Origin of the sequence: Corynebacterium confusum, from assembly GCF_030408715.1 — a bacterium.
Lineage (GTDB): Bacteria > Actinomycetota > Actinomycetes > Mycobacteriales > Mycobacteriaceae > Corynebacterium > Corynebacterium confusum.
Genome location: NZ_CP047202.1, coordinates 2,156,179 through 2,178,886, shown reverse-complemented (window position 1 = coordinate 2,178,886; position 22,708 = coordinate 2,156,179). Strand labels below are relative to the sequence as shown.

Genomic DNA, 22,708 nt, shown 5'->3' with positions numbered 1-22,708 from the left:
TCTTCCTCGTCTCTAGCGTCTCTAACGCCGCAGTCCTCGTCGAGTTTTTCTTCCAGTTCTTCTGCTGGTTCTGCTTCGGATTCAGGGCCTGGAGCTCGACGTTCCGGCGGGGTTCAGACCATGCGGGTGGAATTCGTCTACCAAAATGGCAACGATGACTGGTGGTGGGCGCTGGACAACGTGGAGATCACGCGCCCGCTCGGTCAGGTGGGCACGCCGGAGGCAGTCGTGGATGTGCTCTCCGACGTGCAAGGAGACCCGGAGGACTACCAGGACGCGGTGCGCCAGCTCAACGGCATGGAGGACAAGGCGGACGCGCTGGTGCTCAACGGGGACTTGGTCGATGACGGCTCGAAGGCGCAGTGGGATGAGTTCCTCGCCGCGCACCGGGCACAGCCGCATGATTCCGGCACGGAGCTGTGGACCATCGGCAACCATGAGATGTACGGGCCCGAAGGCTCGGAGACCTACCTGCAGCGCTTCCTGGAGCACTCGGGACAGGACAAGCCCTGGGCGGAGGTCATGGCCGGCGGGGTGCCGCTGATTTCGATCAACACGGAGTACTACTCCGATATTGACCGCGGCGGCAAAGAGCCCTTCCAGCGCCTGTCCAAAGAGCAGCTGGGCTGGCTGGAGTCCCGCCTTCCCGGTGGTCAACACCGGGGCGACCCTCAACGAATACCTGCCCGATGGCGACCACGACGAGGAAATCGTGAAGGAGAAGGACGAGGCATCGTCCGGCCTGCGGGTGAAGGTCTACCCGGACCGGGTGCGGGTGGAAGCCTGGGATTTCAAGGCAGGAAAGATGATGAAATTCCAGGACTTCCCGCGCTAGGTGAGCGGCTCGATGGGGTTGCCCTGCCAGGCGGAGTCGCTCGGCACGGCATCGCCGCGCATGACCAGGGAGCCGGGCGCGACGGTCGCGCCGGCCCCGATGGTGGCGGCCGGAAGGGCGACCGAGTGGGCGGCCAGGGTGGCCCCGTCGGAGACGGTGACGGTATCCAGGCTCATCACGCGGTCCTGGAAAAGGTGGGTCTGGACCACCGTGCCGGGGCCCACGGACGCGCCGCGGCCGACCACGCACAGGTCCGTTTCCGGGAACCAGTAGGTTTCAATCCAGGCGCCGCGGCCGACCTTGACGCCCAGCGAACGCAGCGCCAGGTTGATTTCGCCCGCGCCGGTGGTGTGGTTGAAAAACCAGGGCGCGGCGACGACCTCGACGAAGGTGTCCTGCAGCTCGTTGAGCCAGACGAACGCCGACCACAGCGGGTGATCCGCGGCGCGGTGTTTGCCGACGCAGACCCATTTCGCGACCCAGGCAATCGCCACGGCGACCGCGCCGGCCGCCATGAGGACGAGGCCGCTCAGCGCGATTGCCACGCCCAGGTTAGCGGCCTGGAGCAGCCACAGCAGGGTGGCCAGCACGCCGGCGGCCAGCATGGCCGAGGCCATCGGGGCGAGCAGGCGGAGGGTCTCCACCAGCCCGCGGGCGACCTTCACGCCTAGGCCCGGGCGGTAGGTGTGGGAATCGCCGCTGCTGCCTTCCACGTGGGCCTCCACGCGCCGCATGCGCTCCGGCGGGGAGCCCCACCAGTTGGCGCCGGCCTTGGACTTCTTCGGGGTCGAGGAGAGCACGGCCACCAAGGAGTTCTTGGACAGCTTGCGGCCCGGGCCCGTCACGCCGGAGTTGCCCAGGAAGGAGCGCTTGCCCACCTTGGACACGTCGGTGAGCATCCAGCCGCCGCCGAGCTCGTAACCGCCCAGCAGGGTGTCGTCGGCGAGGAACGCGCCGTCCTTGACCTCCGCGAACTTGGGCACCATCACGGCGGTGGAGACCTCCACGTCGGAGCCGATCTTCGCTCCCAGGCTGCGCAGCCAGGCCGGGGTCAGCTGGCCCGCATAAAGCGGGAAGAGGTTGGTGCGCGCGTCGTCCATCAGGCGGGTGATGGTCCACGTGCGCCAACCGGCTGCGGAGCGCACCGGGTTCGTGCCGGGCTTGAGCCCCAGCGAGAACAGCCGCACGCCCGCCCAGGTCAGCGCCAGGTAGACCGCGAAGGCCACCAGCCCGCCCAGCGGGGCGTAAAGCACGGCGCCGACCGCGGGGTTGCCGGGGCCGTTTACCAGCCAGGCCACCAGCGCGGCGCCGGCTGCCACGGCGACGATGGGCAGCAGCGACAGTAGCACCGAGGTCAGCCCGTAGACCGGCACCCAGCCGGAGCGCCGCGCCGGCGGGTGGTCGGGGAAGCGGTGTTTGGATCGGCCGACCTTGCGCGCCGGGGAGCCGGACCAGCGTTGGTCCGCCTTGACCTTCTTGGCCCCGGTGACGGTGGAGCCGGTCTCCACGTGGGCATAAGAGCCGATGACCGCGCCGGGCAGCAGGGTCGAGCGCGCGCCGATGCGGGCGCCCTCCTTGATGTCGATGGCGCCGACGTGGACGACGTCCCCGTCCACCCAGTAGCCGGACAGGTCCACGCCCGGCTCGATGGCCGCGTGCTTGCCCACCGTCAGCAGCCCGGTCACGGGCGGCAGGGTGTGCAGGTCCACGGACTTGCCGATCTTTACCCCCAGCAGGCGGGCGTAGTTGTTGACCCAGGTAGCGCCCTCGATGCCGCGGGATCCGGAGGCGTCCGCCCAGCGCTCCGCGGCCCAGATGCGCAGGTGGACCCAGCCGCCGCGCGGGTAGTCGCCCGGGGAAATCCCGGCCGTGAGCGCGCGGGCGCCCAATGCACCGATGGGGATGCGCCCCAGCGGGGTCGCGAAGACGACCAGCAGGACGGCCACCAGCCACCAGCTGGTGTGCACGGCGAAATCAATGCCGGCCGCCGCTGCCAGGTTCGAGCCCAGCAGCAGCCAGGCGATCCAGGTCATGCCGGATAGCGTCATGGCGACCACGTTGGTGAGGGTCTGCGCCACGCGGGTCGCGGCGCCCACCGGGGCCACGGAGCGCGGCTCGTGGGTTTCCGGACGCGGCTCGGCGCCGGCGAGGTGCTCGGCCAGCGAGCCCAGCCGCGGGTGATCGTAGAGGTCGCGCACGGCCACGGTGGGGTAACGCTCGCGGATCCGGCCGACCAAGGTCGCTGCGGCCAGGGAGGTCCCGCCCAGGGAAAAGAAGTCCGCGTTCTCGTCCTCGACGGACACGCCCAGCACGTCGACCCACAGCTGGGCCAGCCAGACCTCGGTGGCGGTCAGGCCGGCGCTGTCCACACCCACGCCGGGCAGCGGCCAGGGCAGGGCCTTCTTGTCCACCTTGCCGGAGGTGCGCACGGGCAGCTCGTCCATCACGCAGATGCGCGGGACTAGGGCCGCCGGCATGGTCTCGGCTAGTCGCTCGTGCGCCTGGCGCTCGTCGAAGCCGCGGTCCGGCTCTTCCAGGCTCACGTAGCCCACCAGCACGGACTCGCCGCCGGGGGTCTTCTGCACGGCGACGGCGGAGTTGTAGACGTTGTCCAGGGCGGCGACGTTCGCCTCGACCTCGCCGAGCTCGATGCGGCGTCCGCCGATCTTGACCTGGTCGTCCACGCGGCCCACGAAGTAGAGGCCGTCTTCCTCCAGCCGCACGTGGTCGCCGGTGCGGTAGGCGCGCTGCCAGCCGAGGGATTCTAGCGGCGCGTATTTCTCCGCGTCCTTGACCGGGTCCAGGTAGGACGCCAGGCCGACGCCGCCGATGACCAGCTCGCCGACCTCGCCGTAAGCCACCGGGTGGCCGGAGCCGTCGATGACGGCCAGGTCCCAGCCGTTGAGCGGCAGGCCGATGGAGACGGGCTGGCCGGGCTTGAGCTGCGCGGCGCAAGCGACCACGGTGGCCTCGGTGGGCCCGTAGGTATTCCACATCTCGCGGTCCTCGGTCGCCAGGCGCTCGACCAGCTCCTGCGAGCAGGCTTCGCCGCCCACGATGAGCAGGCGCACGTGGTCCAGCGCCTCCGCCGGCCAGAGGCCGGCCAGGGTCGGGACGGTAGAGACGACGGTAATGTCGCGGCGGATGAGCCAGGGGCCCAGATCCATGCCGGAGCGCACCAGCGAGCGCGGGGCCGGCACCAGGCAGGCGCCGTGGCCCCAGGCCAGCCACATCTCCTCGCAGGAGGCGTCGAAGGCCACGGACAGGCCCGCCAGCACGCGGTCGTCCGGGCCGAGCGGGTTGTCGATCAAAAAGAGCGCGGCTTCCGCGTCCACGAAGGCCGCCGCGGATCGGTTGCTCACCGCCACGCCCTTGGGCTTGCCGGTCGAGCCGGAGGTGAAGATGATCCAGGCGTTATCTTCCGGCCGCGGCTCCTCCAGCGGGGCGGGCTCGCGCCGGCGCAGCGGGCGGAAGCCGGCGTCGGTGAACAGGCCGTCGATATCGGCTTCACCGAAGACCATCTCGGCGCGCTCGTCCGGGTCGTCCGCGTCCACCGGCACGTAGGCCGCGCCCACCGCCAGGGTGGACACGATGGCCAGGTAAAGGTCGCGGTGGCCCGAGGTCATGCGGATGCCAATGCGGTCGCCGCGGCGGATGCCCTGGGATGCCAGCTCGGCCGCCCAGGCGCGGGCGCTGTCGATGAGTTCGGCGTAGGTCATCACCTCGCCGTCGTCGATGGCCGCTGCCTCCGGGAAGAGTTCAGCGGTGGTGCACAGCACGTCCCAGAGAGTCCGCGGGCGCGGGGCTAGGGCACTGGCTAGGTAGTGTTGCGGGACCATTTACGCTTCTTCCTCGTCCGCGGCAATGATCGACTTGGCCAGCTTGCGCAGGTGTTTAAGCTGCTTGTTGGTGGAAGAGTCCAGGGCCTCTTCCTCGGCGGAGTCGACCAGCTGGGCCAGTTCCTTCTGGGCCTTGGAGCCCTTCTTGGTCGAGGCCACGATCTGGCGGCGGCGGTCCTGCGGGTCGCGCTCGCGCTTGGCCCAGCCGCGCTTTTCCAGCGAGTCGAGGAGGCGGACCATATCCGAGGCATCGATAGCCAAAAGCTCGGACAGGGAGGACTGGGAGGTGGCAGAAGAATCCACCAAGCAGGTCAGCACCCAGTACTCGCGCAGGGTGGTCTGCTTGGTGGACAAGGCGGCCTCGACGCCGTCGCGGGTGCGGCGGCGGAGGCGCTCCAACTGGAAAGACGGGGATTCTAGCAATTCGGTGGGTATTGAGGTCATTCCACCATAGTAGCGCCCCTAAGGTCGAAAACCTAAATGATTGGCGAGAGCCAACGATTTAGGCCATCTCGCGACCGCTGGCCTTCCAGTTGTCGGTCCCGCCGACGACGTTGACGGTGTCGAGGCCAAAGTTCTGCTCCAGGTAGGCGGCCACTTGCAGGCTGCGCCCACCGGAATGGCAGATGACGTAGACGGGCTTATCGCTATCCAGCTCGCCCACGCGGTCGATGATTTCGCCCATCGGGATGTGGGTGGCGCCAGCGGCGTGCTCGGTGGCCCACTCGCTGTCCTCCCGCACGTCGATGAGCTGGGCGCCCGCGGGGACCTCAGTCGGGTTAACGTTACGCATAATAAGGACTAGCCCTGGTAGCGCTCGATGGCGGCGGCGTGGATCTTCTCCGCCTCTTCCTTGTTGCCCCAGCCGGAACCGGTGACCTCCTTGTTGGGCTCCAGATCCTTGTAGCGGGTGAAGAAGTGCTCGATCTCGTCCTTGATGTGCTGCTCGACATCGTCGATGTCCTGGTAGCGCTCCCAACGCGGGTCATCGACCACGGCCAGCAGCTTGTCGTCGCCGCCGGCTTCATCGGTCATCTTGAACACGCCGACGATGCGGGCTTCCACGATGACGCCCGGGAAGACCGGCTCCGGCAGGAGAACCAGGGCGTCGAGCGGATCCCCGTCCTCGCCCAGGGTGTGGTCGATGAAACCGTAGTCCGCCGGGTAGGCCATCGGGGTGAACAGGTAGCGATCCAGGTAGACCTTGCCGGTCTCGTGGTCAACCTCGTACTTGTTGCGGGAGCCCTTCGGGATCTCGATGGTTACTTCAATGCTCACGTTGTACCTCCATGAAAGAAATGCAAATTGCCGGTATTGATTCTAGTGAACATCCTAGCGTGCGCCCGGGGTAGGGTATTAGGCGATGAAGGCAAAACATGTGTGGTGGACCCTCGCTGCGGTGGTCACCGCCGCCGCGGTAGGCACGACTGCGGCGGTAGGCATCACAGTGCAGCAGGCCTACAGCGACTTGGACCACGGCGAGGAGTTTGCCGTCTCCGCCCCCGACGACGCGCTCACCCCGGCCACCCCGGGGGATATTGACGCGGCCGCGCTGGCCGGCGAAATCGAGGCGCTGGACAAGGAAGACCTGGGCAATTACGGCGCCCAAATCATCGACACCACCGATGGCGCGGTGCTGTGGGAAAAGGACGCGGGCAAAGCCCTCGTTCCCGCCTCGAGTACCAAGGTGCTGACCACGGCGGCGGCCACCCTGGCCCTGGACGAAAACGAGCGGCTGCGCACCGATATCGTCCGCGCTGGCGACGACGTCATCATTAAATCCGCCGGCGACGTGTGGATCACCCACGAGCAGCTGGACCGCGCGGCTGAGGAAATCGGCAGCGCCTCCCGCGTGCTGATCGACAACTCCGTCTGGTCCGGCCCCGAGCAGGCCGCTGGTTGGGACCCGGCCAACGTGGACGAAGGCTACGTCGCCCCCATGCAGCCGTCCATGCTCTATGGCGGGCGGCTGGGTGCCACCGAAGGCGACGTCCCGCGCAGCCACCAGCCGGCCCGCGACGTCGCCCAGCAGCTGGCCGATCGCCTGGGCGCGGAGGCCGGCGAAGGCACTGCCCCGGAGGGCGCGCAGATCGCGGCCACCATCGAATCCGAGCCGCTGTCCCTGCGCGCCGAGCAGATGGTTAAGCACTCCGACAACGTCGCGGCCGAGGCTATCGCCCGCGAGCTCGCCCTCCACCAGGGCAAGCCGGCGAGCTTCCAAGGCGCGACCGAGGCCACCTTCGAGGTCCTACACGATGCCGGCTACGACCTGAGCGGGGCGCACCTGGAGGACAACTCTGGCCTTTCTTCGGACAACCGCCTGAACGCCCAGCTGCTGGCCCACCTGGTCGAGCACGCCGCCGAGGATGCGGACCTGCGGCCGCTGCTGACCTACCTGCCGGTCGCCGGCGGGGAGGGCACCCTTTACGAACGCTACGGTGACCTGGCGGGTAAGGGCTACGTGCGCGCCAAGACCGGCACGCTCACGGGCACCGCCGCCTTGGCCGGCACCGCCCAGGGCCAGTCCGGCCGCATCTACGCCTTCGCCCTGCTGACCAACGACGGCGAGCTGCTGCCCGCCCGCGCCAACCAGGACGCGCTGACCAGCATCCTGGCCCAGTACTAGCCATGGCCGAGCCCTTCTGGCCGCGGAAATCCCCGCACTTTCTGGCCTGCCGCACCGCGGTGCGGCCCTTCGCGGAGGGCTATCCCGCTGTGACCGTCGGGCTGTCGGGCGGGGCGGATTCCTTCGCCCTGACCGCCGCCCTGGCGGCCGAGTACGGAGAGCACAAGGACAAAATCACCGCCGTCTCCGTCGATCACGGCCTGCAGCCCGGCTCGCGGGAGGTCTCCGAGCGCGCGGTGGAGGCGGCACGCCAGTTGGGCGTGGTCGGGAAGGTCATCTCCGTCGAGGTCGCCGAGCCCACCGAGGCCGCCGCCCGGATCGCGCGGTACCAGGCGCTGGGCACGCAACGGCCCGTCCTGGTCGCCCACACCGCCGACGACCAGGCGGAAACCCTGCTGCTGGGGGCCTTGCGCGGCAAGGCGACGGGCATGCGAAAGGTGGAAAACAATATCTGGCGCCCGCTGCTGAGCGTGCGCAGATCCGACACCGAGGGGGCCTGCCGGGAGCTGGGCTATACCCCCTGGCAGGATCCGCAGAACGCCGATGCCCGCTTCCGCCGCGTGGCCATCCGCACCCAGGTCCTGCCGCTGCTGCGCGACATCATCGGCGGGGACCCCACCCCGGCGCTGGCCCAGGCGGCCGCGGACGTCGCCGCCGACGACGAGCTGCTGAGCCCCGATCGATTAATCGACGACTGCGCGGAGCTGGCCGCGCTGGCCGAGCCGCAGCGGCGCCGGGCGATTGCCGGCTGGCTGAACGCGCACGGCGTGCCGGTGACCCGGGCGGCCATCCGGGGCATCGACAAGCTGTGCACCGGCTGGCGCGGCCAGGGTCCGGTGGCGGTGCAGAGCTTGGAAGTGCTGCGCCGAGGTGGCAAACTGTCACTGGTAGAAGCGAAGAAGAAAGGTCACCCCACCATGACTCTGCACGAGGCCAAGGACTACTCCGTGCCGGACAAGCGGTACGGCTCTGATGTGGAAGCGGTCCTCCTCTCCGAAGACGACATCGCCCGTCGCGTCCAAGAAATGGCCGACAAGGTCTCCGAGCACTACCGCGACGCCGAGGACGAGCTGCTGCTGGTCTGCGTGCTCAAGGGCGCGGCCTATTTCCTCACGGACTTCTCTCGGGCGCTGTCCATCCCGGCCCAGCTGGAGTTCATGGCCGTTTCTTCCTACGGCAACTCCACCTCCTCCTCCGGGGTGGTGCGCATCCTTAAGGACCTGGACCGGGACATCGCGGACCGCGACGTGCTCATCGTCGAAGACATCATCGACTCCGGCCTGACCCTGTCCTGGCTCATCGGCAACTTGCGAAACCGCAACCCGAAGTCCCTGCAGGTGGTCTCCCTCCTGCGCAAGCCCGAGGTCGTCAAGGCCAAGCTGGACCTGTTCGACGTCGGCTTTGACATCCCCAACGAGTTCGTGGTTGGCTACGGCCTCGACTTCGCCGAGCGCTACCGCGACCTGCCGTTCGTGGGCACCCTGCACCCCAGTGTCTACAGCAACAACTAGACTTATTCCTTGATGAAAAACCAGAAAATCCTCCGCTACGGCGGCATTGCGGCGATCCTGCTCATCGCCCTGTACGCCTTTACCTTCCTGACCGACGAAACCCGCGGTTACGAGCCGGCGGACACGTCGGTGGCCATCCAGCAGCTGCAGGACGGCAACGTGAAGGAAGCCCAGATCGACGACCGCGAACAGCGGCTGCGCCTGGAACTGAAAAAGCCCATCACGGTCGAGGACCGCGAGGGCGTCGAGCAGATCGTCGCGAAGTACCCGGCCCGGGCCAGCGAGCAGATCTTCAACGCGGTCAAGGACACCGACGCCGAGAAGTACGAGACCAACGTGACCCAGGAATCCTTCCTGGGCTCCATGCTCAGCTTCTTGCTGCCCATGCTCCTGCTGTTTGGCCTCCTGTTCTTCTTCATGTCCCGCATGCAGCAGGGCGGGGGAATGTTCGGCATCGGCGGCAACAAGGCCAAAGAGCTCACCAAGGACATGCCGACCAACACCTTCGAGGACGTGGCCGGCGCGGACGAGGCCGTCGACGAGCTCCAGGAGATCCGCGACTTCCTGGAGGATCCGACCCGCTACCACGAGCTCGGCGCGAAGATCCCGCGCGGCGTGCTGCTCTACGGCCCGCCCGGCACCGGTAAGACCCTCCTGGCCCGCGCCGTGGCCGGCGAGGCGGGCGTGCCTTTCTATTCCATCTCCGGCTCGGACTTCGTGGAGATGTTCGTCGGCGTGGGCGCGTCCCGCGTGCGCGACCTGTTCAAGCAGGCGAAGGAGCACAGCCCGTGCATCATCTTCGTCGATGAGATCGACGCCGTCGGCCGCCAGCGCGGCTCCGGCATGGGCGGCGGCCACGACGAGCGCGAGCAGACCCTGAACCAGCTGCTGGTGGAGATGGACGGCTTCGGCGACCGCGAGGGCGTCATCCTTATAGCTGCGACCAACCGCCCGGACATCCTGGACCCGGCGCTGCTGCGCCCGGGCCGCTTCGACCGCCAGATCCCGGTCACCGCCCCGGATCTGGCCGGCCGCGAGCAGATCCTGCGCGTGCACTCCAAGAACAAGCCGCTGGGCAAGGACGTGGACGTCACCCAGCTGGCCAAGCGCACCGCCGGCATGTCCGGCGCCGACCTGGCCAACGTGCTCAACGAGGCCGCGCTGCTGACCGCTCGCATCGGCGGCAACGTGATCACCGCCGACGCCCTCGAGGAGGCCACCGACCGCGTGGTGGGCGGCCCACGCCGTCAGTCCAAGATCATCTCCGAGCAGGAGAAGAAGGTCACCGCCTACCACGAGGGCGGGCACACCCTGTCCGCGTGGGCGCTCAAGGACATCGAACGCGTCTACAAGGTCACCATCCTGGCCCGCGGCCGCACCGGAGGCCACGCCATGACCGCCCAGGAAGACGACAAGGGCATGTACACCCGCGACGAGATGTTCGCCCGCCTGGTCTTCGCCATGGGCGGCCGCGCCGCCGAGGAGCTGGTCTTCGGCCACCCGACCACGGGCGCGTCGGCCGATATCGAGCAGGCCACCAAGATCGCGCGCGCCATGATCACCGAATACGGCTTCTCCCCGGAGCTGGGCACCGTGAAGTACGGCCAGGAACAGGGCGATCCCTTCGGCGGGCGCCCGGGCGGGACCAGCGAATACTCCGAGCAGGTCGCCGCCAAGATCGACGAGCAGATGCACTACTTGCTCGACCGCGCCCACCAGCAGGCCTACGAGATCCTGGCCGAGCACCGCGACTACCTGGATGCCCTGGCCACCGAGCTGCTGGAGAAGGAAACGCTGCGCCGCCCGGACCTGGAGCGCCTGTTCACCGACATCGTCCCGCGCGAGTCCTACGACGTCTTCCCTGGCGAGAACGTGCGCTTCCCGCAGCAGGCCGGCCGCGTGCCGGTCAAGACCCCGGTCGAGCTGGCCAAGGAGCGCGGCGAGGAGCTGCCTAAGCGCATGACGCTGCTGGATGCTTCCCGCGCGGCCCGCGAGCGCCGGGAGGCCGGCGAGACCCCGTCCGGCGAGTACGGATTCAACTTCGGCGAGCACGCTGGGGACTACGACAAGGACCGCGACGATGACTAACTTCTTCGACCAACCGCGCGCTGAGGCGGCTATCCGCGAACTCCTGTTGGCCGTGGGCGAAGACCCAGACCGCGAGGGCCTGCAGGAGACCCCGGCTCGCGTGGCCCGCTCGTATGCGGAGATCTTCGCCGGCCTGCACGTGGATCCCACCGAGGTACTGCACAAGACCTTCGCCGAGAACCACGAGGAGCTGGTCCTGGTGCGCGATATCCCGATTTATTCCACCTGCGAGCACCACCTGGTGCCCTTCTACGGCGTGGCCCACATCGGCTATATCCCCGGCAAGGACGGGCACGTGACGGGCCTGTCCAAGCTGGCCCGCCTGGCCGATATGTACGCCAAGCGCCCCCAGGTGCAGGAGCGCCTGACCACCCAAATCGCCGACGCGCTGACCGATACCCTGGGCGCGCAGTCGGTTATCGTGGTCATCGAGTGCGAGCACCTGTGCATGGCCATGCGGGGCATCCGCAAGCCGGGTGCGACAACCACGACGTCCGCCGTGCGCGGCGGCTTCAAAACCAACGCGGCCTCACGCGCTGAGGTCATGAGCCTAATCCGGAGCTAGAAACCATGTCGATTGCAGATCTGTCCGCCCCGACCGACCGCACGCTGGTGATGGGGATTGTTAACGTAACTGAGGATTCCTTCTCCGACGGCGGCAAGTGGTTGGCCGTCGACGACGCCATCGCGCACGCCCACGAGCTCGTGGCCCAGGGCGCGGACATCATCGACGTCGGCGGCGAGTCCACCCGCCCGGGGGCTACCCGCGTGGACGCGGACGTCGAGCGCGACCGCGTCACGCCGGTGATCAAGGCCCTGCACGCCGACGGCATCCGCACCTCCGTGGACACCATGCGCGCCAGCGTGGCGGCCGCCTCCGCCGAGGCCGGCGTGGACCTGCTCAACGACGTCTCCGGCGGCCTGGCCGATCCGGACATGTTCCGTGTGATGGGCGAGACCGACCTGCCCGTGTGCCTGATGCACTGGCGCACCGTCCGCTTCGGCGACGCGGCGGGCGCGGCCGACCACGGCGGCGACGTCGTGCGCGACGTGCACAACGTCCTAGACGACCTGGTCGAAAAGGCGCTGCAGGCCGGCGTGAGTGAGAACAACATCAGCATCGACCCGGGCCTGGGCTTCGCCAAGACCCCGCAGGACAACTGGGCGCTGCTCAAGGCCCTGCCCGAATTCATCGACGGGCCTTACCCGGTGCTCGTCGGCGCTTCCCGGAAGCGATTCCTGACCGGTATCCGGAAAAACCGCGACCTGCCGGCCGGCCCGACCGAGGCCGATCCCGCCACCGCCGCCGTCACCGCGCTGTCCGCCCAGCTGGGCGCGTGGTGCGTGCGCGTGCACGAGGTGGCCGTCTCCCGCGACGCCGTCGATGTCGCGGCCGCCTGGAAGCTCGGCGCGGATTACCAGGGGAACTAATGGCAGACCGCATTGAGCTGACCGGCCTCGAGTGCTACGGCTACCACGGGGTCTTTGACCACGAGAAGCGGGACGGCCAGAAGTTCCTCGTCGACATCACCTGCTGGTTGAGCTTCAGCCCGAACGACGACCTGGCCGAGACCATCAACTACGCGGAGCTGGCGGATCTCGCCGCCGGGATCGTCGAGGGCGAGCCCTACGATCTCATCGAGACCGTCGCCTCCCGGATTGCCGACGCCGCAATGGAAGCCTACGAGCAGCTCTTCGCCGTCGAGGTGACCGTGCACAAGCCGCAGGCGCCCATCGAGCGCACCTTCGGTGACGTCGCCGTCGTCGCCCGGCGCTCGAAGAAGACCATTCGGAGGGGCTAATGCGCGCGGTATTATCCATCGGCTCCAACATGGACGACCGAGAAAAACTCTTGGAGACCGTCTTCCGCGAATTCGCGGACCAGACGGTGGCGGCCTCACCCGTCTATTCCACCCCGCCGTGGGGCGTTACCGACCAGGACGAATTCCTCAACGCGGTGCTCATCGTCGACGTGGAGGAGACCCCGATCGAGCTGCTGCGCCGCGGGCAGAAGCTCGAGCAGGCCGCCGACCGCCGGCGCATCCGCCACTGGGGCCCGCGCACCCTGGATGTCGACATCGTCGACATCGACGGCTATACCAGCGGCGATCCCGAGCTGACCGTGCCGCACCCGTACGCCCACGAGCGCGCCTTCGTCTTAGTCCCGTGGCTGGCGGCCGACCCGGATGCCAGCCTGAACGGCGCGTTCGTCCGCGAGCTGATCGCGAAGTTGGATCCGGCCGAGGTCGCCGAGATCAAGGAACGCTAAGTGAAACGCACCTCCATCGGAACGCTCATCGGGGTAGGGCTCTTCGTGGCCGCCGCGGCCGCGATCCTCACCGCTCGCTTCTACGGCTCCATGCTGGCCATCCCCGCGACGGTGTCGATAACCCTGTGGGTCATGACCGCGCTCTGCCTGGGCCTGACGTGGAAGGTGCGGCAGGCCAAAAACGACGACGGCATCGGCCTGGACCGCACCCAGCTGAACCCACTGACGATTGCCCAGTTCATGCTGGTGGCGAAGGCCTCGGCGTGGACCGGGACCATCGTCGGCGGTGCGTACGCAGGCATCGCCTGCTACGTCGTCCCGAACGCCGGCCGCCTGGCCGCTGCCTCCGACGATCTGACCGGCGTTTTGGCCTCCGCCCTAGGTGGGGTGGCCATGGCCATCGCGGGCGTGGTTTTGGAACGATACTGTGAAGTCCCTCCGCCCGAAACGGGGACGGACGCGTTAGAGTAGTACCCATGAATAACCAGACCGATCGTGGCCAGATTGGGATCGCAGTGCTGGTGGCGCTCGCAATTGTTGCCAGCATCGTCATGCTCATTGCCGGTTCCGACGCCGCGCTAAAGATCGCACTTCTCGCCGCACTGTGGGCCGCTGTGGTCGGGTTCTTCCTCGTCACCCGCTACCGCCGCCTGGCCCAGAAGAGCGAGGACGAGCTCGCCTACCGCGAGAAGCTCCACCAGGCGGAGCTGGAAAAGGCGCAGACCGCCGAAGAGCCGGAGGTCCTCGCCGAGATCCGCGAGCAGCTGAGCACCATCCGCCAGCAGCTGGAGGACCTGTCGGGCCGCGAGTTTGGCTACGAGCCGGCCGCCCTACGCGCCGAGGCTCGCCGCATCATGGAGCTCGAGGACAACTTCAAGCAGACCTCCGCCGGCGCGCCCTCCGAGGACGCCATCGCCGGCCGCCTGGGCAACCAGACGCCGCAGGAGACCTCCCTCGAGGAGATCATCAAGGAAAAGCAGGAAGCCGAAGAGCCCAAGAAGCAAGGCCCCACCTTCCAGACTGACTCCTTCCAAGCCGTGCGCTGGGATACCGGCGGGGATCCGGAAGTGAGCAAGCCGAAGGAAGAAAAGCGCGGCCGCCGCCGCCAGGACGCTAACCGCGAGGGATCGGTCTCCGTCGCGGAGCTCATGGCCGAGATGAAGAAAAAGAAGTAGCAGTGGACGCACCGCGCATGCGCATCGGGGTGATTGGTGACTCCGCCCCCGGAAAGCTCTTCGCCGAACGCCTGGCCCAAGCCGGCCACAAGATCGGCACCGCCGCGGACGCGGAAGCCCTCATCCTAGCGGTGGAGGAAGACCGGCTGCCGGTGGCCATCGACGAGGCAGCCGGCATCGTCCGCTCCGGCACCATCGTCATGCACACCTGCCTGACCCGGGGCGCGCAGGCCCTCGATGCCCTGGAGACCCGCGGCGCTATCGTCGCCGCCGTCTGCCCGGTCGATGACGAGGCCTGGGCCGTCGATGCCCTCGACGAGCTCGGCGAGACCGTCGCCACCCTCTTGGTCTTTGAGGCGCACGGGAAGTACATGCTGCTAGGTGATGCCGACCGCCCCGGATTCGTCGCCGGGCTCTACAAGCGCGAGATGTTGCGCGAGATCCTCGCCCGGGAGGGCGGCGGAAACGACTACGTGCCGCTGAGCGCGCAGCAGGTAATGGCCGGATACAACGGAGAACCCGCCTACCTAAGCTATGCCCGCCGGCTGGCAGAATTGCGCGGGGACATCGACTTAGAATTCTGGGGGAACAATGATAGAAACCAGTGACCTTGACAAGATCCGCATGATCGGCAGCGCGTACGCGAAAACCGGCCGTCCCGTCGTGCTGGTCATCCTGGGCGACGGCGTACACGCCGGCCACCAGGCACTCATCCGCGCGGCCCGCGCCATCCGCTCGGCCGTCGTGGTCGTTGCGCTGCGGGAAGGCGACGCCCCCGACGCCGACGTGGTCTGGCACTACGATGCCGAGACCCTCTGGCCGCACGGAAAAACCATCACCGTGCCGACCCCCGACCGTGGCCTGGAACCCGTCCAGGACCTGGCGCTGCCGCTCGCGCTCATCGGCGCGCTGCGCCCCTCCGACGTCGTAGTCGGGGAGAAGGACTACGAATACAACCTAGCCATAAACCAGGCCGTGCGGGATCTGCACCTGGGCGTTAGCCTCCACGGCGTGCCCACCGTCCGCACCGCCGAGGGCGTGGCGATGAGCCTGCGCAATACCCGCCTGCCCGCCGAGCACCGCACCGCGGCCACCGCGATCTCCGCCGCGCTGACCGCCGGGGCGCACGCGGCCGAGGCCGGCGCCGAGCACGTCCTCGAGGTCACCGAGTCCGTCCTTCGTTCCGCCGGCGTGGATCCCGACTACGTCGCCGTGCGCGGCAAGGATCTCGGGCCCGCGCCCGAGCAGGGTGATGCCCGTCTCCTCGTCGCTGCCACCTTGGGAGCAATACGCCTCATCGACAACGTCGGCCTGCCGCTGGGCGTGGGCTTCAAAAACTGGGACGAGTACCAGTCAGAGCAGCTCCGCGATGAAGCCGAGCTGCTCCGGTCCGACGTCCGCGGGAAGTAGCGGCACCTCCACGGTCGGGACCGGTAGCTCCAAGCCGCTAAGCGCCGCGTCCTCGACCCGCCGGCGGGCCTCCATAAAGGTACCTTGCCCCTGCGGTGACCGGCGATTGACGATAACCCCGCCGACGGTCATTCCACTGTCCTGGAGCTGGTGATAAAACTCGGTGGTTTCCAGCACCGGGAGCCTCTCGGGGGTTAGCACCAGATAGAACTCGGAGTCTTGCTGCAGCGTCGCCCGCAGTCGCACGAAACGCTCCCGGCGGCGCCAGAGGATGCTCCGGATCTCCTGGTTGCGCTTATCCACCTGGTCGGAACCGGCCTCCCCGCCGAGCCCGCGGACCAGGGAGCTAAAACGATCCGAGCGGTCCCGCCGCTCCAGCAGCCCGTCGGTCCAGGCCTGCATGATTTCGGGCAGCTCTACCAGGCGGGCGGTGTGGCCGCTGGGGGCGGTATCGAAGATGATCCGTTCGTAGTTGGTATCGACCAGGTCCGCCATGCGCTCTAGCAGCGCGGATTCGTGCGTCCCTGGTGACTGCCGGGCCAGGTCCAGGTGACGGTTGACTTGCGAGTGCAGCCGCTCCGGCATCATCTTGTGCATCGTGCGCTGGACCTCGGCCAGGTGCCTTTCCGTGACCTCGGCCGGGTCGATCTCCACGATGTCGAGGCGGTCGGCGACCGCCGTGGGGGTATCGCCCAGCGAGACGTCCCAAAGGTGCCCCAGGTTGTGCGCCGGGTCCGTCGAAACCAGCAGCGTCGAATGCTGCTGCGCGGCCTTCCACGCCGCGGCGGCCGCCAGCGTGGTCTTGCCGACGCCGCCCTTGCCGCCGAAAAACGTCACCGGTTTTAGCAGCATGAGATGCCCTCCAGCGGGGAGCGATCCATTCCCATACGCCGATGCCAGGCGTGGAACTCGTCGTAGACGACCGGCAGCAATTCCAGGGTGTAATAGGTCGCCGGGTTGGGGACCCCGAGCGCCTCCGACATCACCAGCAGCAGGAACAGGTCATCCTCTTCCTGCTTGGCTTTGGCGAAGGTCGCCCGGTAGGGGCCGGCGTAGTAATCCTGGAGCAGCTGCCGCAGGCTCATCGGACCGGCTCCGGGGCGTCGACGTCCTCGTCGGTCCAGGTAATGGCCGGGCTTCGCCGCGCGCGCTGGAGAGAAGCGAGCGCCTCGACGGTGACCCACAGGGCGGCGATGAGGATGATGACGTCCATCACCAGCAGCAGCCAGTTCTGCTCCTGCCAGAAGGTGCCGAGCTGAATAATCAGCGCCCAGACGGACATGACCATGAGGAAGGCGAAGGGGATGAGCGCCGGCAGCGTCGGCCGGCGCAGGTAGGTCAGGATGACGGCCAGAATAGCCAGGGTCAGGCCGGCCATCAGCTGGTTGGTGGTGCCGAACAGCGGCCAGATAGTCATGCCGCCCGAGCCGTCGGTGCCCTGGGAGAAGGTCAGCGCGAAAGCCACGCCGACCGCGATGCAGGTAGCCACCAGGGCGCCGATCCGCACCCCGACGACCTCGCCGATTTCTTGGACCACGAGGCGCTGCAGACGGATGCCCGAGTCCATGGTGGTGGCGGCGAAGAGCACGGCCATGGTCGCGAGAATGGTCCCCGACAGCGAGGTTGGGATACCGAGGCCCTCGTTCACCAACGAGCCACCACCGGCGACGAAGGCGTCCACGCCCCCGGCGTTGAACTCGTGGTAAATCTCTTCCCAATCTTGGATGGTCTTGAATCCAGCCGTGGTCGCGATAATCGTGCCCAGGGACAAAAGGCCCTCACCGACGGCGCCGAAATATCCGACAAAGCGGGCGTCGGTTTCCTTGTCCAGCTGCTTCGAGGAGGTCCCCGAGGCCACCACGCCGTGGAAGCCGGAGATCGCGCCGCAGGCAATGGTGACGAACAGCAGCGGGAAGATGGAGGGGGTGCCGTCCGGGACGGCATCGTTAAGCGCCGGGGCGACGATGTCCGGGGCGGTGAACAGGAAGGCGCCGTAGAGGATGGCCAGACCGATGAACAGCTGGAGGCCGTTAATGTAGTCGCGCGGCTGGAGCAGTACCCAGACCGGCAGCAGGGAAGCCGCGAAGGCGTAGATGAACAGCGTGATGATCCAGACGCCGTTGGCCGGGATTCCCAGCACGGTCTCCGGAAGCACCACCGGTACGCGGTCACCGATGATCATCAACGCGTAGAGGGCCACGACGCCGACGATGGAGACCACCGGCAGGTTCCAGTTAAAGCGGTAGATTGCCTGACCGATCAACAAAGCCACGACGATGGCGCCCAAGGTTGGGATGACCGCGGTCGGGGTGGAGACCAACAGGTTGGAGATGACGACCGCGAAGGCGGTGTTGACCATCAGCAGCAGGAGGAAAATAACGACTAGGAAGAGGTTGCGCCCGCGCGAGCCGATGTAACGGCCGGACAGCGTACCGATGGACTGGCCGCGGTGGCGCTGCGATGCCCACAGCGCGCCGAGGTCGTGCATTCCGGCCATGAGGACGGTGCCGATGGTCACCCACAGAAACGCGGGCAACCAGCCCCAGATGACGGCCACGGCCGGACCGATAATCGGGGCCGCACCAGCAACAGAGGTGAAGTGGTGCCCCCACAGGACGTACTTGTTGGTGGGGACGTAATCCACGCCGTCGCGCATGGTGTGCGCGGGGGTGGCGTAGTCGGGGGAGAGTCGGAAAATTCGGTTTCCTAGGAAGCGGGAATAGAGAAAGTATCCGGCGGCCATCATGGCGATGCCGATGGCAGCGAGGATGAGTGAGTTCATGGTATCCTCCGTCGAAGTGTGCAATGAATCACCATTGTGGCACGAATGTTTCGTGGAGGGGCCGGTTTTCTGAAATGGGGGAGGTGGCTTTGGCGTGCGCGCGGTCGCGCCGAGCGTGCTGCGCCTGTGCCATGGTCCGCATCCAGTTGACGTTTTTCGCGAACAGCGGGCCTTCCGGGGAGGTGGACTCCCAGGTGTCGTCGTTGGATAGCCATACCACGGTGCCGGTGCGCGGGTCGAGGATATAGCTCACGCGGCCGTCGGTTTTGATGTTGTGGTGGTGCTGGCAGAGGTTGACCAGGTTGCTAATTGGTGGATTAGTGTCAACCCTTTAGGGGGTAGGCAGGTTGGTGCCACTGACACCGCCAAAGGGTGCAAACATGCAGGTGGGAAACGCGATTTAAGGCGTTGAAAGACCGCCGCCGGTACGTGGGTAGGGTCAACGCCTCTATGCTTGCCTCATGCATGCGTTCTTTTCTTGGCTTACGTCTCAAAGCGGTGTGTCGTTGTTGGTTGCCCTTATTGCCCTCGGTGGTGTGCTTATTAACAACCGAGCGGCGGAGAAACGACGCCGTGCAGACCAAGAAGCGGCCGATCAGCGGCGTAAGGACGACCAAGCGGCCGAGGACGCTAGACGAAAGGCAGACGACGACCGACGTGAACGGGAACGGCGCGCACAACTGCAACGAGAAGATTGGGAGCGCCAACGCCGGGCAGTGGCCGATTGTATTAGCGGAATTTTTACAGCCTCTAAACGTGTTCAGGACGCGGTTACACAATTTAGGCGGGAGAGAATAGCCTCGACTGAACTGGTACTAGTTGAAAAAGCCACAGCGCTCAGTCAGTTCTACCTCGAGGCCGAAACACTTCTAAACCGATGTGACCTTGAGGTAACCCAACCTCACGTTAGCGAACAGATTACAAACGTGTGGGTCTGTATCGAACACGACCAAAAGGAACTAGATGGCGACGGGGAGGCTCGCTCTGGTGACGTTTGGCTTGCCAAGGCCAAGAAGCTGAAACCACTTAGCGAACAGACGCTAAAAGAAATACGGGAGTTAACAATCGTGGCCCGGCTGTCGCTGCTTGAGTATCCCGAGCACATGGCCGAGCAACCAGTCGTGCCTATTGACGACAAGAATGACAATTAAGACAAAGACCACCGCCCCGGCGCTCTACGTGTGAGCACCGGGGCGGTGGCATATTCCGAGTAGCTAGGCACCTATAGAGTGTATTCGTATTCAAAGCCCCCGGCCCCGGGCCGGTACTCCCAGACTGTGGTAACCCCCCTGCCCCCGCGGCCGTTATATATGCGGGCCCCGATCGCGTCGAGGTCGTCCTCCTGCCCGGCCTCGTCGAGGTAGTAGGCACCGGGGCCGGGGCGGGACTCGTCTAGCCGCCATGGCCGAGACTCATCTACCTCATCGGCGGGGTCGTCCTGTTGGGAGCTCACCACCTCCGGGTTGTACACGCGGTGCCCGATAGCGTCCAATTCAGGGTCGTGACCATAGACACGGCCGCCTAGTTGTGCCGAGTCTGTTTCGTCACTGTGTCCATAAATACGAGCGCCTAGTCGTCCGGTCTCGGTGTTGGTGCTACGCCCATAAACACGGGCACCAATCTCGTCGAACTCGTCAATGTATGCCATTAGCTTTGTTTCCTTTCTCTTTCTTCCCCGGCGTGGATATTCAGGGCAAGTGCCCGCCTAGCAATTTCAGCCCGGTAGGCCTTTCGCTGTGAAATAAACCGGTCAAAGTCACGGTCATGCCGGGCGTAAAAGTGACCGGGGTGCCCACTCAAGTTGTCGATATAGCGCTTGGTTAACCCGGCGTAGCCTCGCCCCGGTTTGAGTGATTTCAGCACGTCCACCACTTCAACTCGGGCGGGCATGTCAGGGTCTCGAGCAACCCGGCGGGCTAGTTCATAGCACCCTACAACCTCCCCCGGCTTAATGAGTTCACGGGCTGCGGCTACCACATGTGCCACGTATTGCCTGTGCTGTTTTATAAGCGCCTTCTTGCCGAGGGCGGTCTTTGCCTCTTTATCCCACACCGCTAGGGCCTTAGCGTCCGCGTCGTCTACAGGCAACCTCATAGCTTGGTGAGCTAAAGCCCGCTGCCATGAGCCATGCGGGTGGCACGGCCATACTTTCAGGTCTAGGCCGTCCATGGCATTTAGTTCTCGTAAGGATCGTCTACCGCGTCAAGGTCATAGCCGTCGGCGTTGTCGGTCTTGTACTCAAAGACCTCCGGGCGAAATTCCTTGAGTGCCGCTAGTGACTCCTCGGGGGTGGACATGCCGTAACGCTCATACGGCTCGTGCCAGCCCTTTCCAGGGTAGCGGTCACCAACAGTGCGCTTACGGTAGTCAAACCACGCGTCAACTGCCCTAATAGCGTCAATGCGGTGTTCAAGCTCGGGCAGGTCGTCGCCAAGCGGGTCGGCAAGCGGGGCAATACGTCCAAGCCCCTTGCCCGTCGCCTCAATATCGCCCATGCCAAGTGCGTTTAGCGCACACGTCTGGGCGTCAAACATTAATGCGGTGTAGCTAGCCCGGTTGCTAGTCATTTCTTCCAAGCGGCGGAGCACGTCACGCTCGGGGTTAGGCGTATCGCTTACATCGTTGAAAGCCATAGCGCGGGCTAGTGGAACGTGTGCCCCGTTTTCATCGTCCACTATTTTCCATGCTCGCACCGCCCGGCGGTAGGCCGTGATAGTGGCCTCGGGCGTGGTGGCAGGGTCAATCAACTCAAGAATGGCGTCCATGCGGTTGCCGCGGCGGGCACGGTCGAGGGCGTTGTCGTCTAGTGCTGCCACGGCCTCGGTGTATTCGGTTGCCAGATTGTCGAACCATTCGCGTACCTCGGCCTTGCACGATTCAATTAGCGCCGCCGTGGAAAAGGCCGGTTTGTCATATTTTGCAATGAGGCCGTCAAGTGCACCCTTGCGCGCGGCGGCAAGACGGCGAGAATGGGTCGTGCTGGCTACCGTGTTCTGCCACTCTTCGCCCCACGATGTCTTGACGCGCACGGGCACCGTGGTGATGGAGTCGCCTACGGGGGCGTTCAAGGATTCAACGAGGCGGTCAAGCCCGCCCTTGGTGGGCTTGCTTGCCCACTTGCGCCCGGCCTCGGTGTACTCAACTAGCTTAGGCGCGGCGGTGCGTTCATCGAACTCGGTCAAGTGGGCCGTAATCTTTTCATCAGCCTCACTCATTGCCTTAGCGGCGGTAGGAACAATGCCGGTCATGCTCAACGCGGCCGCTACGGCCTCAACACGGTTGGAGAAATGGGAGATTGGCTCGGTTGCCATAGTGTCATTTCCTTTGCTCGATTAAAGCGGTTGGTGGTCATGGCACTGTTGAGGTCGGGTCGGGTTGGGATCGGGGCGTACCACTTGCTTTTGATTGTTGACTGAATTAGCGGCGTTGGCAAGTTTCCATAAAGGTACTGTTTACGCTGGTCACGACGCTAATGTGTAATACTCAAGCGTTATACAAGGTGAGGACTGCACGGCTGTACGTTGGCCCGCGCACAGAGTGGGGGTAGCAAGCGGGGGTAGTCGGTCAACTCGGCCTCGGGCTTATTGGGGTCGCCGTTCATGGCGACAAGGTAGGCGGCCATGCGGTCGAGGTATACGTCGGCGCGTTTGGTGGTGCCCCCCTGTGGGCGTTTTATGACCTTATGAAACCTCATAAACTGGCAGGTCATACCCACATTTTGCGCCGATTGGCGGGCATGTCACGCGGCCAAGGCGCTAGGACGCGCTGTGTACCCCTGTCGCGGCTTGTAGGGCATGGGTGGATAAGTTGCCTACCGCCGGGAGCTGAGGGCTTCCACGGCCACGCTAGGCGTTGATTTCGCGCTGTTTGCCCCTCGGCGTGGTCTACCAGTCCAGCAAAGTAGGTGGATTAGGCCCGCGGCGGGTACGCCGTCCATTGCCCCTAGCCGAGTTGCAGGACCGGTGCGCTGGTTTTACATCTCCCATAAGTTCGCCGCCTTGGCTCAAGGGTACGAGGTGGTCAAGGGTGAACGCCCGGCCGTGCGTTGGTGGCAAGTTCATGTCGATAGTGCCACCGCACAGCCAGCACACGGCAAGGGCGGGGTCGCGCTCTAATTTCCTACGCCACGTCTTTACCTTTTTTCGCCATGAGTGGGAAAAGGCATAGGGGGCG

23 protein-coding genes and 3 pseudogenes are annotated in these 22,708 nt (G+C 66.0%); 15 read left to right on the top strand and 11 right to left on the bottom strand.

The features are described 5' to 3' along the window. Positions 1-120: 120 nt before the first annotated feature. Positions 121-645 (top strand): annotated as a pseudogene (locus tag CCONF_RS10120) (metallophosphoesterase family protein); the annotation flags it as partial. Between the two features lie 4 nt (positions 646-649). After that, positions 650-835 (top strand): hypothetical protein, encoded by a 186-nt coding sequence (locus tag CCONF_RS10115; RefSeq protein ID WP_290223336.1) that lies wholly within the window; start codon positions 650-652, stop codon positions 833-835. On the opposite strand, the gene CCONF_RS10110 is transcribed toward CCONF_RS10115, so the two are convergent. Genes CCONF_RS10110 through CCONF_RS10095 form a run of 4 tightly spaced genes read right to left on the bottom strand, consistent with a single transcriptional unit; the run spans position 832 to position 5,952 of the window. After that, on the bottom strand, positions 832-4,674 hold the full coding sequence (locus tag CCONF_RS10110) for a Pls/PosA family non-ribosomal peptide synthetase (protein WP_290223334.1): 3,843 nt from the start codon (positions 4,672-4,674) through the stop codon (positions 832-834). The two genes, CCONF_RS10115 and CCONF_RS10110, sit on opposite strands and share 4 nt — an antisense overlap. Next, positions 4,675-5,118: a MarR family winged helix-turn-helix transcriptional regulator gene (locus CCONF_RS10105; protein ID WP_290223332.1), complete on the bottom strand. Its 444-nt coding sequence runs from the start codon at positions 5,116-5,118 to the stop codon at positions 4,675-4,677. It lies immediately after the preceding gene. Positions 5,119-5,176: 58 nt separating this feature from the next. Next, the gene (locus CCONF_RS10100; protein ID WP_290223330.1) at positions 5,177-5,467 is read right to left on the bottom strand and encodes a rhodanese-like domain-containing protein; all 291 of its coding nucleotides are present in this window, start codon (positions 5,465-5,467) and stop codon (positions 5,177-5,179) included. A gap of 8 nt (positions 5,468-5,475) precedes the next feature. Further along, positions 5,476-5,952, bottom strand: a complete 477-nt coding sequence (locus CCONF_RS10095; protein WP_290223328.1) for an inorganic diphosphatase — start codon at positions 5,950-5,952, stop codon at positions 5,476-5,478. 85 nt (positions 5,953-6,037) lie between these two features. On the opposite strand from CCONF_RS10095, the gene dacB reads away from it, so the two are divergent. The 12 genes and pseudogenes from dacB to CCONF_RS10035 all read left to right on the top strand — a co-directional run bounded on the left by dacB (position 6,038) and on the right by CCONF_RS10035 (position 15,753). Then, a complete protein-coding gene (gene dacB, locus CCONF_RS10090; protein WP_290223326.1) occupies positions 6,038-7,300 on the top strand; it encodes a D-alanyl-D-alanine carboxypeptidase/D-alanyl-D-alanine endopeptidase in 1,263 nt (420 codons plus the stop codon). A 2-nt stretch (positions 7,301-7,302) separates the two neighbouring features. Then, a pseudogene (gene tilS, locus CCONF_RS10085) lies at positions 7,303-8,190 on the top strand (tRNA lysidine(34) synthetase TilS); the annotation flags it as partial. Positions 8,191-8,223: 33 nt separating this feature from the next. After that, positions 8,224-8,811, top strand: a complete 588-nt coding sequence (hpt, locus tag CCONF_RS10080; protein ID WP_290226388.1) for a hypoxanthine phosphoribosyltransferase — start codon at positions 8,224-8,226, stop codon at positions 8,809-8,811. 12 nt (positions 8,812-8,823) lie between these two features. Beyond that, positions 8,824-10,818, top strand: a pseudogene (ftsH, locus tag CCONF_RS10075) (ATP-dependent zinc metalloprotease FtsH); the annotation flags it as partial. Between the two features lie 73 nt (positions 10,819-10,891). Next, positions 10,892-11,464: a GTP cyclohydrolase I FolE gene (gene folE, locus CCONF_RS10070; protein WP_290223324.1), complete on the top strand. Its 573-nt coding sequence runs from the start codon at positions 10,892-10,894 to the stop codon at positions 11,462-11,464. A gap of 5 nt (positions 11,465-11,469) precedes the next feature. Continuing rightward, the gene (folP, locus tag CCONF_RS10065; RefSeq protein ID WP_290223322.1) at positions 11,470-12,330 is read left to right on the top strand and encodes a dihydropteroate synthase; all 861 of its coding nucleotides are present in this window, start codon (positions 11,470-11,472) and stop codon (positions 12,328-12,330) included. After that, a complete protein-coding gene (gene folB, locus CCONF_RS10060) occupies positions 12,330-12,701 on the top strand; it encodes a dihydroneopterin aldolase (protein WP_290223321.1) in 372 nt (123 codons plus the stop codon). The genes folP and folB overlap by 1 nt, the downstream gene beginning before the upstream one ends. Further along, entirely contained in the window at positions 12,701-13,168 is a 468-nt protein-coding gene (folK, locus tag CCONF_RS10055) for a 2-amino-4-hydroxy-6-hydroxymethyldihydropteridine diphosphokinase (protein ID WP_290223319.1), read from the top strand. The genes folB and folK overlap by 1 nt, the downstream gene beginning before the upstream one ends. Beyond that, positions 13,169-13,639, top strand: a complete 471-nt coding sequence (locus tag CCONF_RS10050; protein ID WP_290223318.1) for a DUF3180 domain-containing protein — start codon at positions 13,169-13,171, stop codon at positions 13,637-13,639. Between the two features lie 5 nt (positions 13,640-13,644). Next, entirely contained in the window at positions 13,645-14,343 is a 699-nt protein-coding gene (locus tag CCONF_RS10045; RefSeq protein ID WP_290223316.1) for a DUF6779 domain-containing protein, read from the top strand. Between the two features lie 2 nt (positions 14,344-14,345). After that, a complete protein-coding gene (locus CCONF_RS10040) occupies positions 14,346-14,951 on the top strand; it encodes a Rossmann-fold NAD(P)-binding domain-containing protein (RefSeq protein WP_290223315.1) in 606 nt (201 codons plus the stop codon). Further along, positions 14,935-15,753: a pantoate--beta-alanine ligase gene (locus CCONF_RS10035; protein WP_290223312.1), complete on the top strand. Its 819-nt coding sequence runs from the start codon at positions 14,935-14,937 to the stop codon at positions 15,751-15,753. The genes CCONF_RS10040 and CCONF_RS10035 overlap by 17 nt, the downstream gene beginning before the upstream one ends. Here CCONF_RS10035 and CCONF_RS10030 read toward each other — a convergent pair. From CCONF_RS10030 to CCONF_RS10015, 4 genes are read right to left on the bottom strand one after another with little or no spacing between them, the layout of a single operon-like run. Continuing rightward, the gene (locus tag CCONF_RS10030; protein WP_290223310.1) at positions 15,697-16,605 is read right to left on the bottom strand and encodes an ArsA family ATPase; all 909 of its coding nucleotides are present in this window, start codon (positions 16,603-16,605) and stop codon (positions 15,697-15,699) included. The genes CCONF_RS10035 and CCONF_RS10030 overlap by 57 nt on opposite strands. Further along, entirely contained in the window at positions 16,596-16,838 is a 243-nt protein-coding gene (locus CCONF_RS10025) for a cory-CC-star protein (RefSeq protein ID WP_290223308.1), read from the bottom strand. The genes CCONF_RS10030 and CCONF_RS10025 overlap by 10 nt, the downstream gene beginning before the upstream one ends. Continuing rightward, on the bottom strand, positions 16,835-18,535 hold the full coding sequence (locus CCONF_RS10020) for a carbon starvation CstA family protein (RefSeq protein ID WP_290223306.1): 1,701 nt from the start codon (positions 18,533-18,535) through the stop codon (positions 16,835-16,837). Before CCONF_RS10020 ends, CCONF_RS10025 begins: the two co-directional genes overlap by 4 nt. A 28-nt stretch (positions 18,536-18,563) precedes the next feature. After that, on the bottom strand, positions 18,564-18,788 hold the full coding sequence (locus CCONF_RS10015; protein ID WP_290223304.1) for a hypothetical protein: 225 nt from the start codon (positions 18,786-18,788) through the stop codon (positions 18,564-18,566). Positions 18,789-18,996: 208 nt separating this feature from the next. On the opposite strand from CCONF_RS10015, the gene CCONF_RS10010 reads away from it, so the two are divergent. Next, complete coding sequence (locus CCONF_RS10010; RefSeq protein WP_290223302.1) at positions 18,997-19,686, top strand: phage holin family protein; 690 nt, start codon at positions 18,997-18,999, stop codon at positions 19,684-19,686. A gap of 71 nt (positions 19,687-19,757) precedes the next feature. Here the strand turns inward: CCONF_RS10010 and CCONF_RS10005 are convergent, their stop codons facing one another. From CCONF_RS10005 to CCONF_RS09995, 3 genes are all read right to left on the bottom strand, one after another. Further along, a complete protein-coding gene (locus CCONF_RS10005; protein WP_290223298.1) occupies positions 19,758-20,183 on the bottom strand; it encodes a hypothetical protein in 426 nt (141 codons plus the stop codon). Next, positions 20,183-20,587, bottom strand: a complete 405-nt coding sequence (locus tag CCONF_RS10000; RefSeq protein WP_290223295.1) for a hypothetical protein — start codon at positions 20,585-20,587, stop codon at positions 20,183-20,185. The genes CCONF_RS10005 and CCONF_RS10000 overlap by 1 nt, the downstream gene beginning before the upstream one ends. 122 nt (positions 20,588-20,709) lie before the next feature. Then, the gene (locus CCONF_RS09995; protein ID WP_290223293.1) at positions 20,710-21,846 is read right to left on the bottom strand and encodes a hypothetical protein; all 1,137 of its coding nucleotides are present in this window, start codon (positions 21,844-21,846) and stop codon (positions 20,710-20,712) included. Positions 21,847-22,708 lie beyond the last annotated feature (862 nt).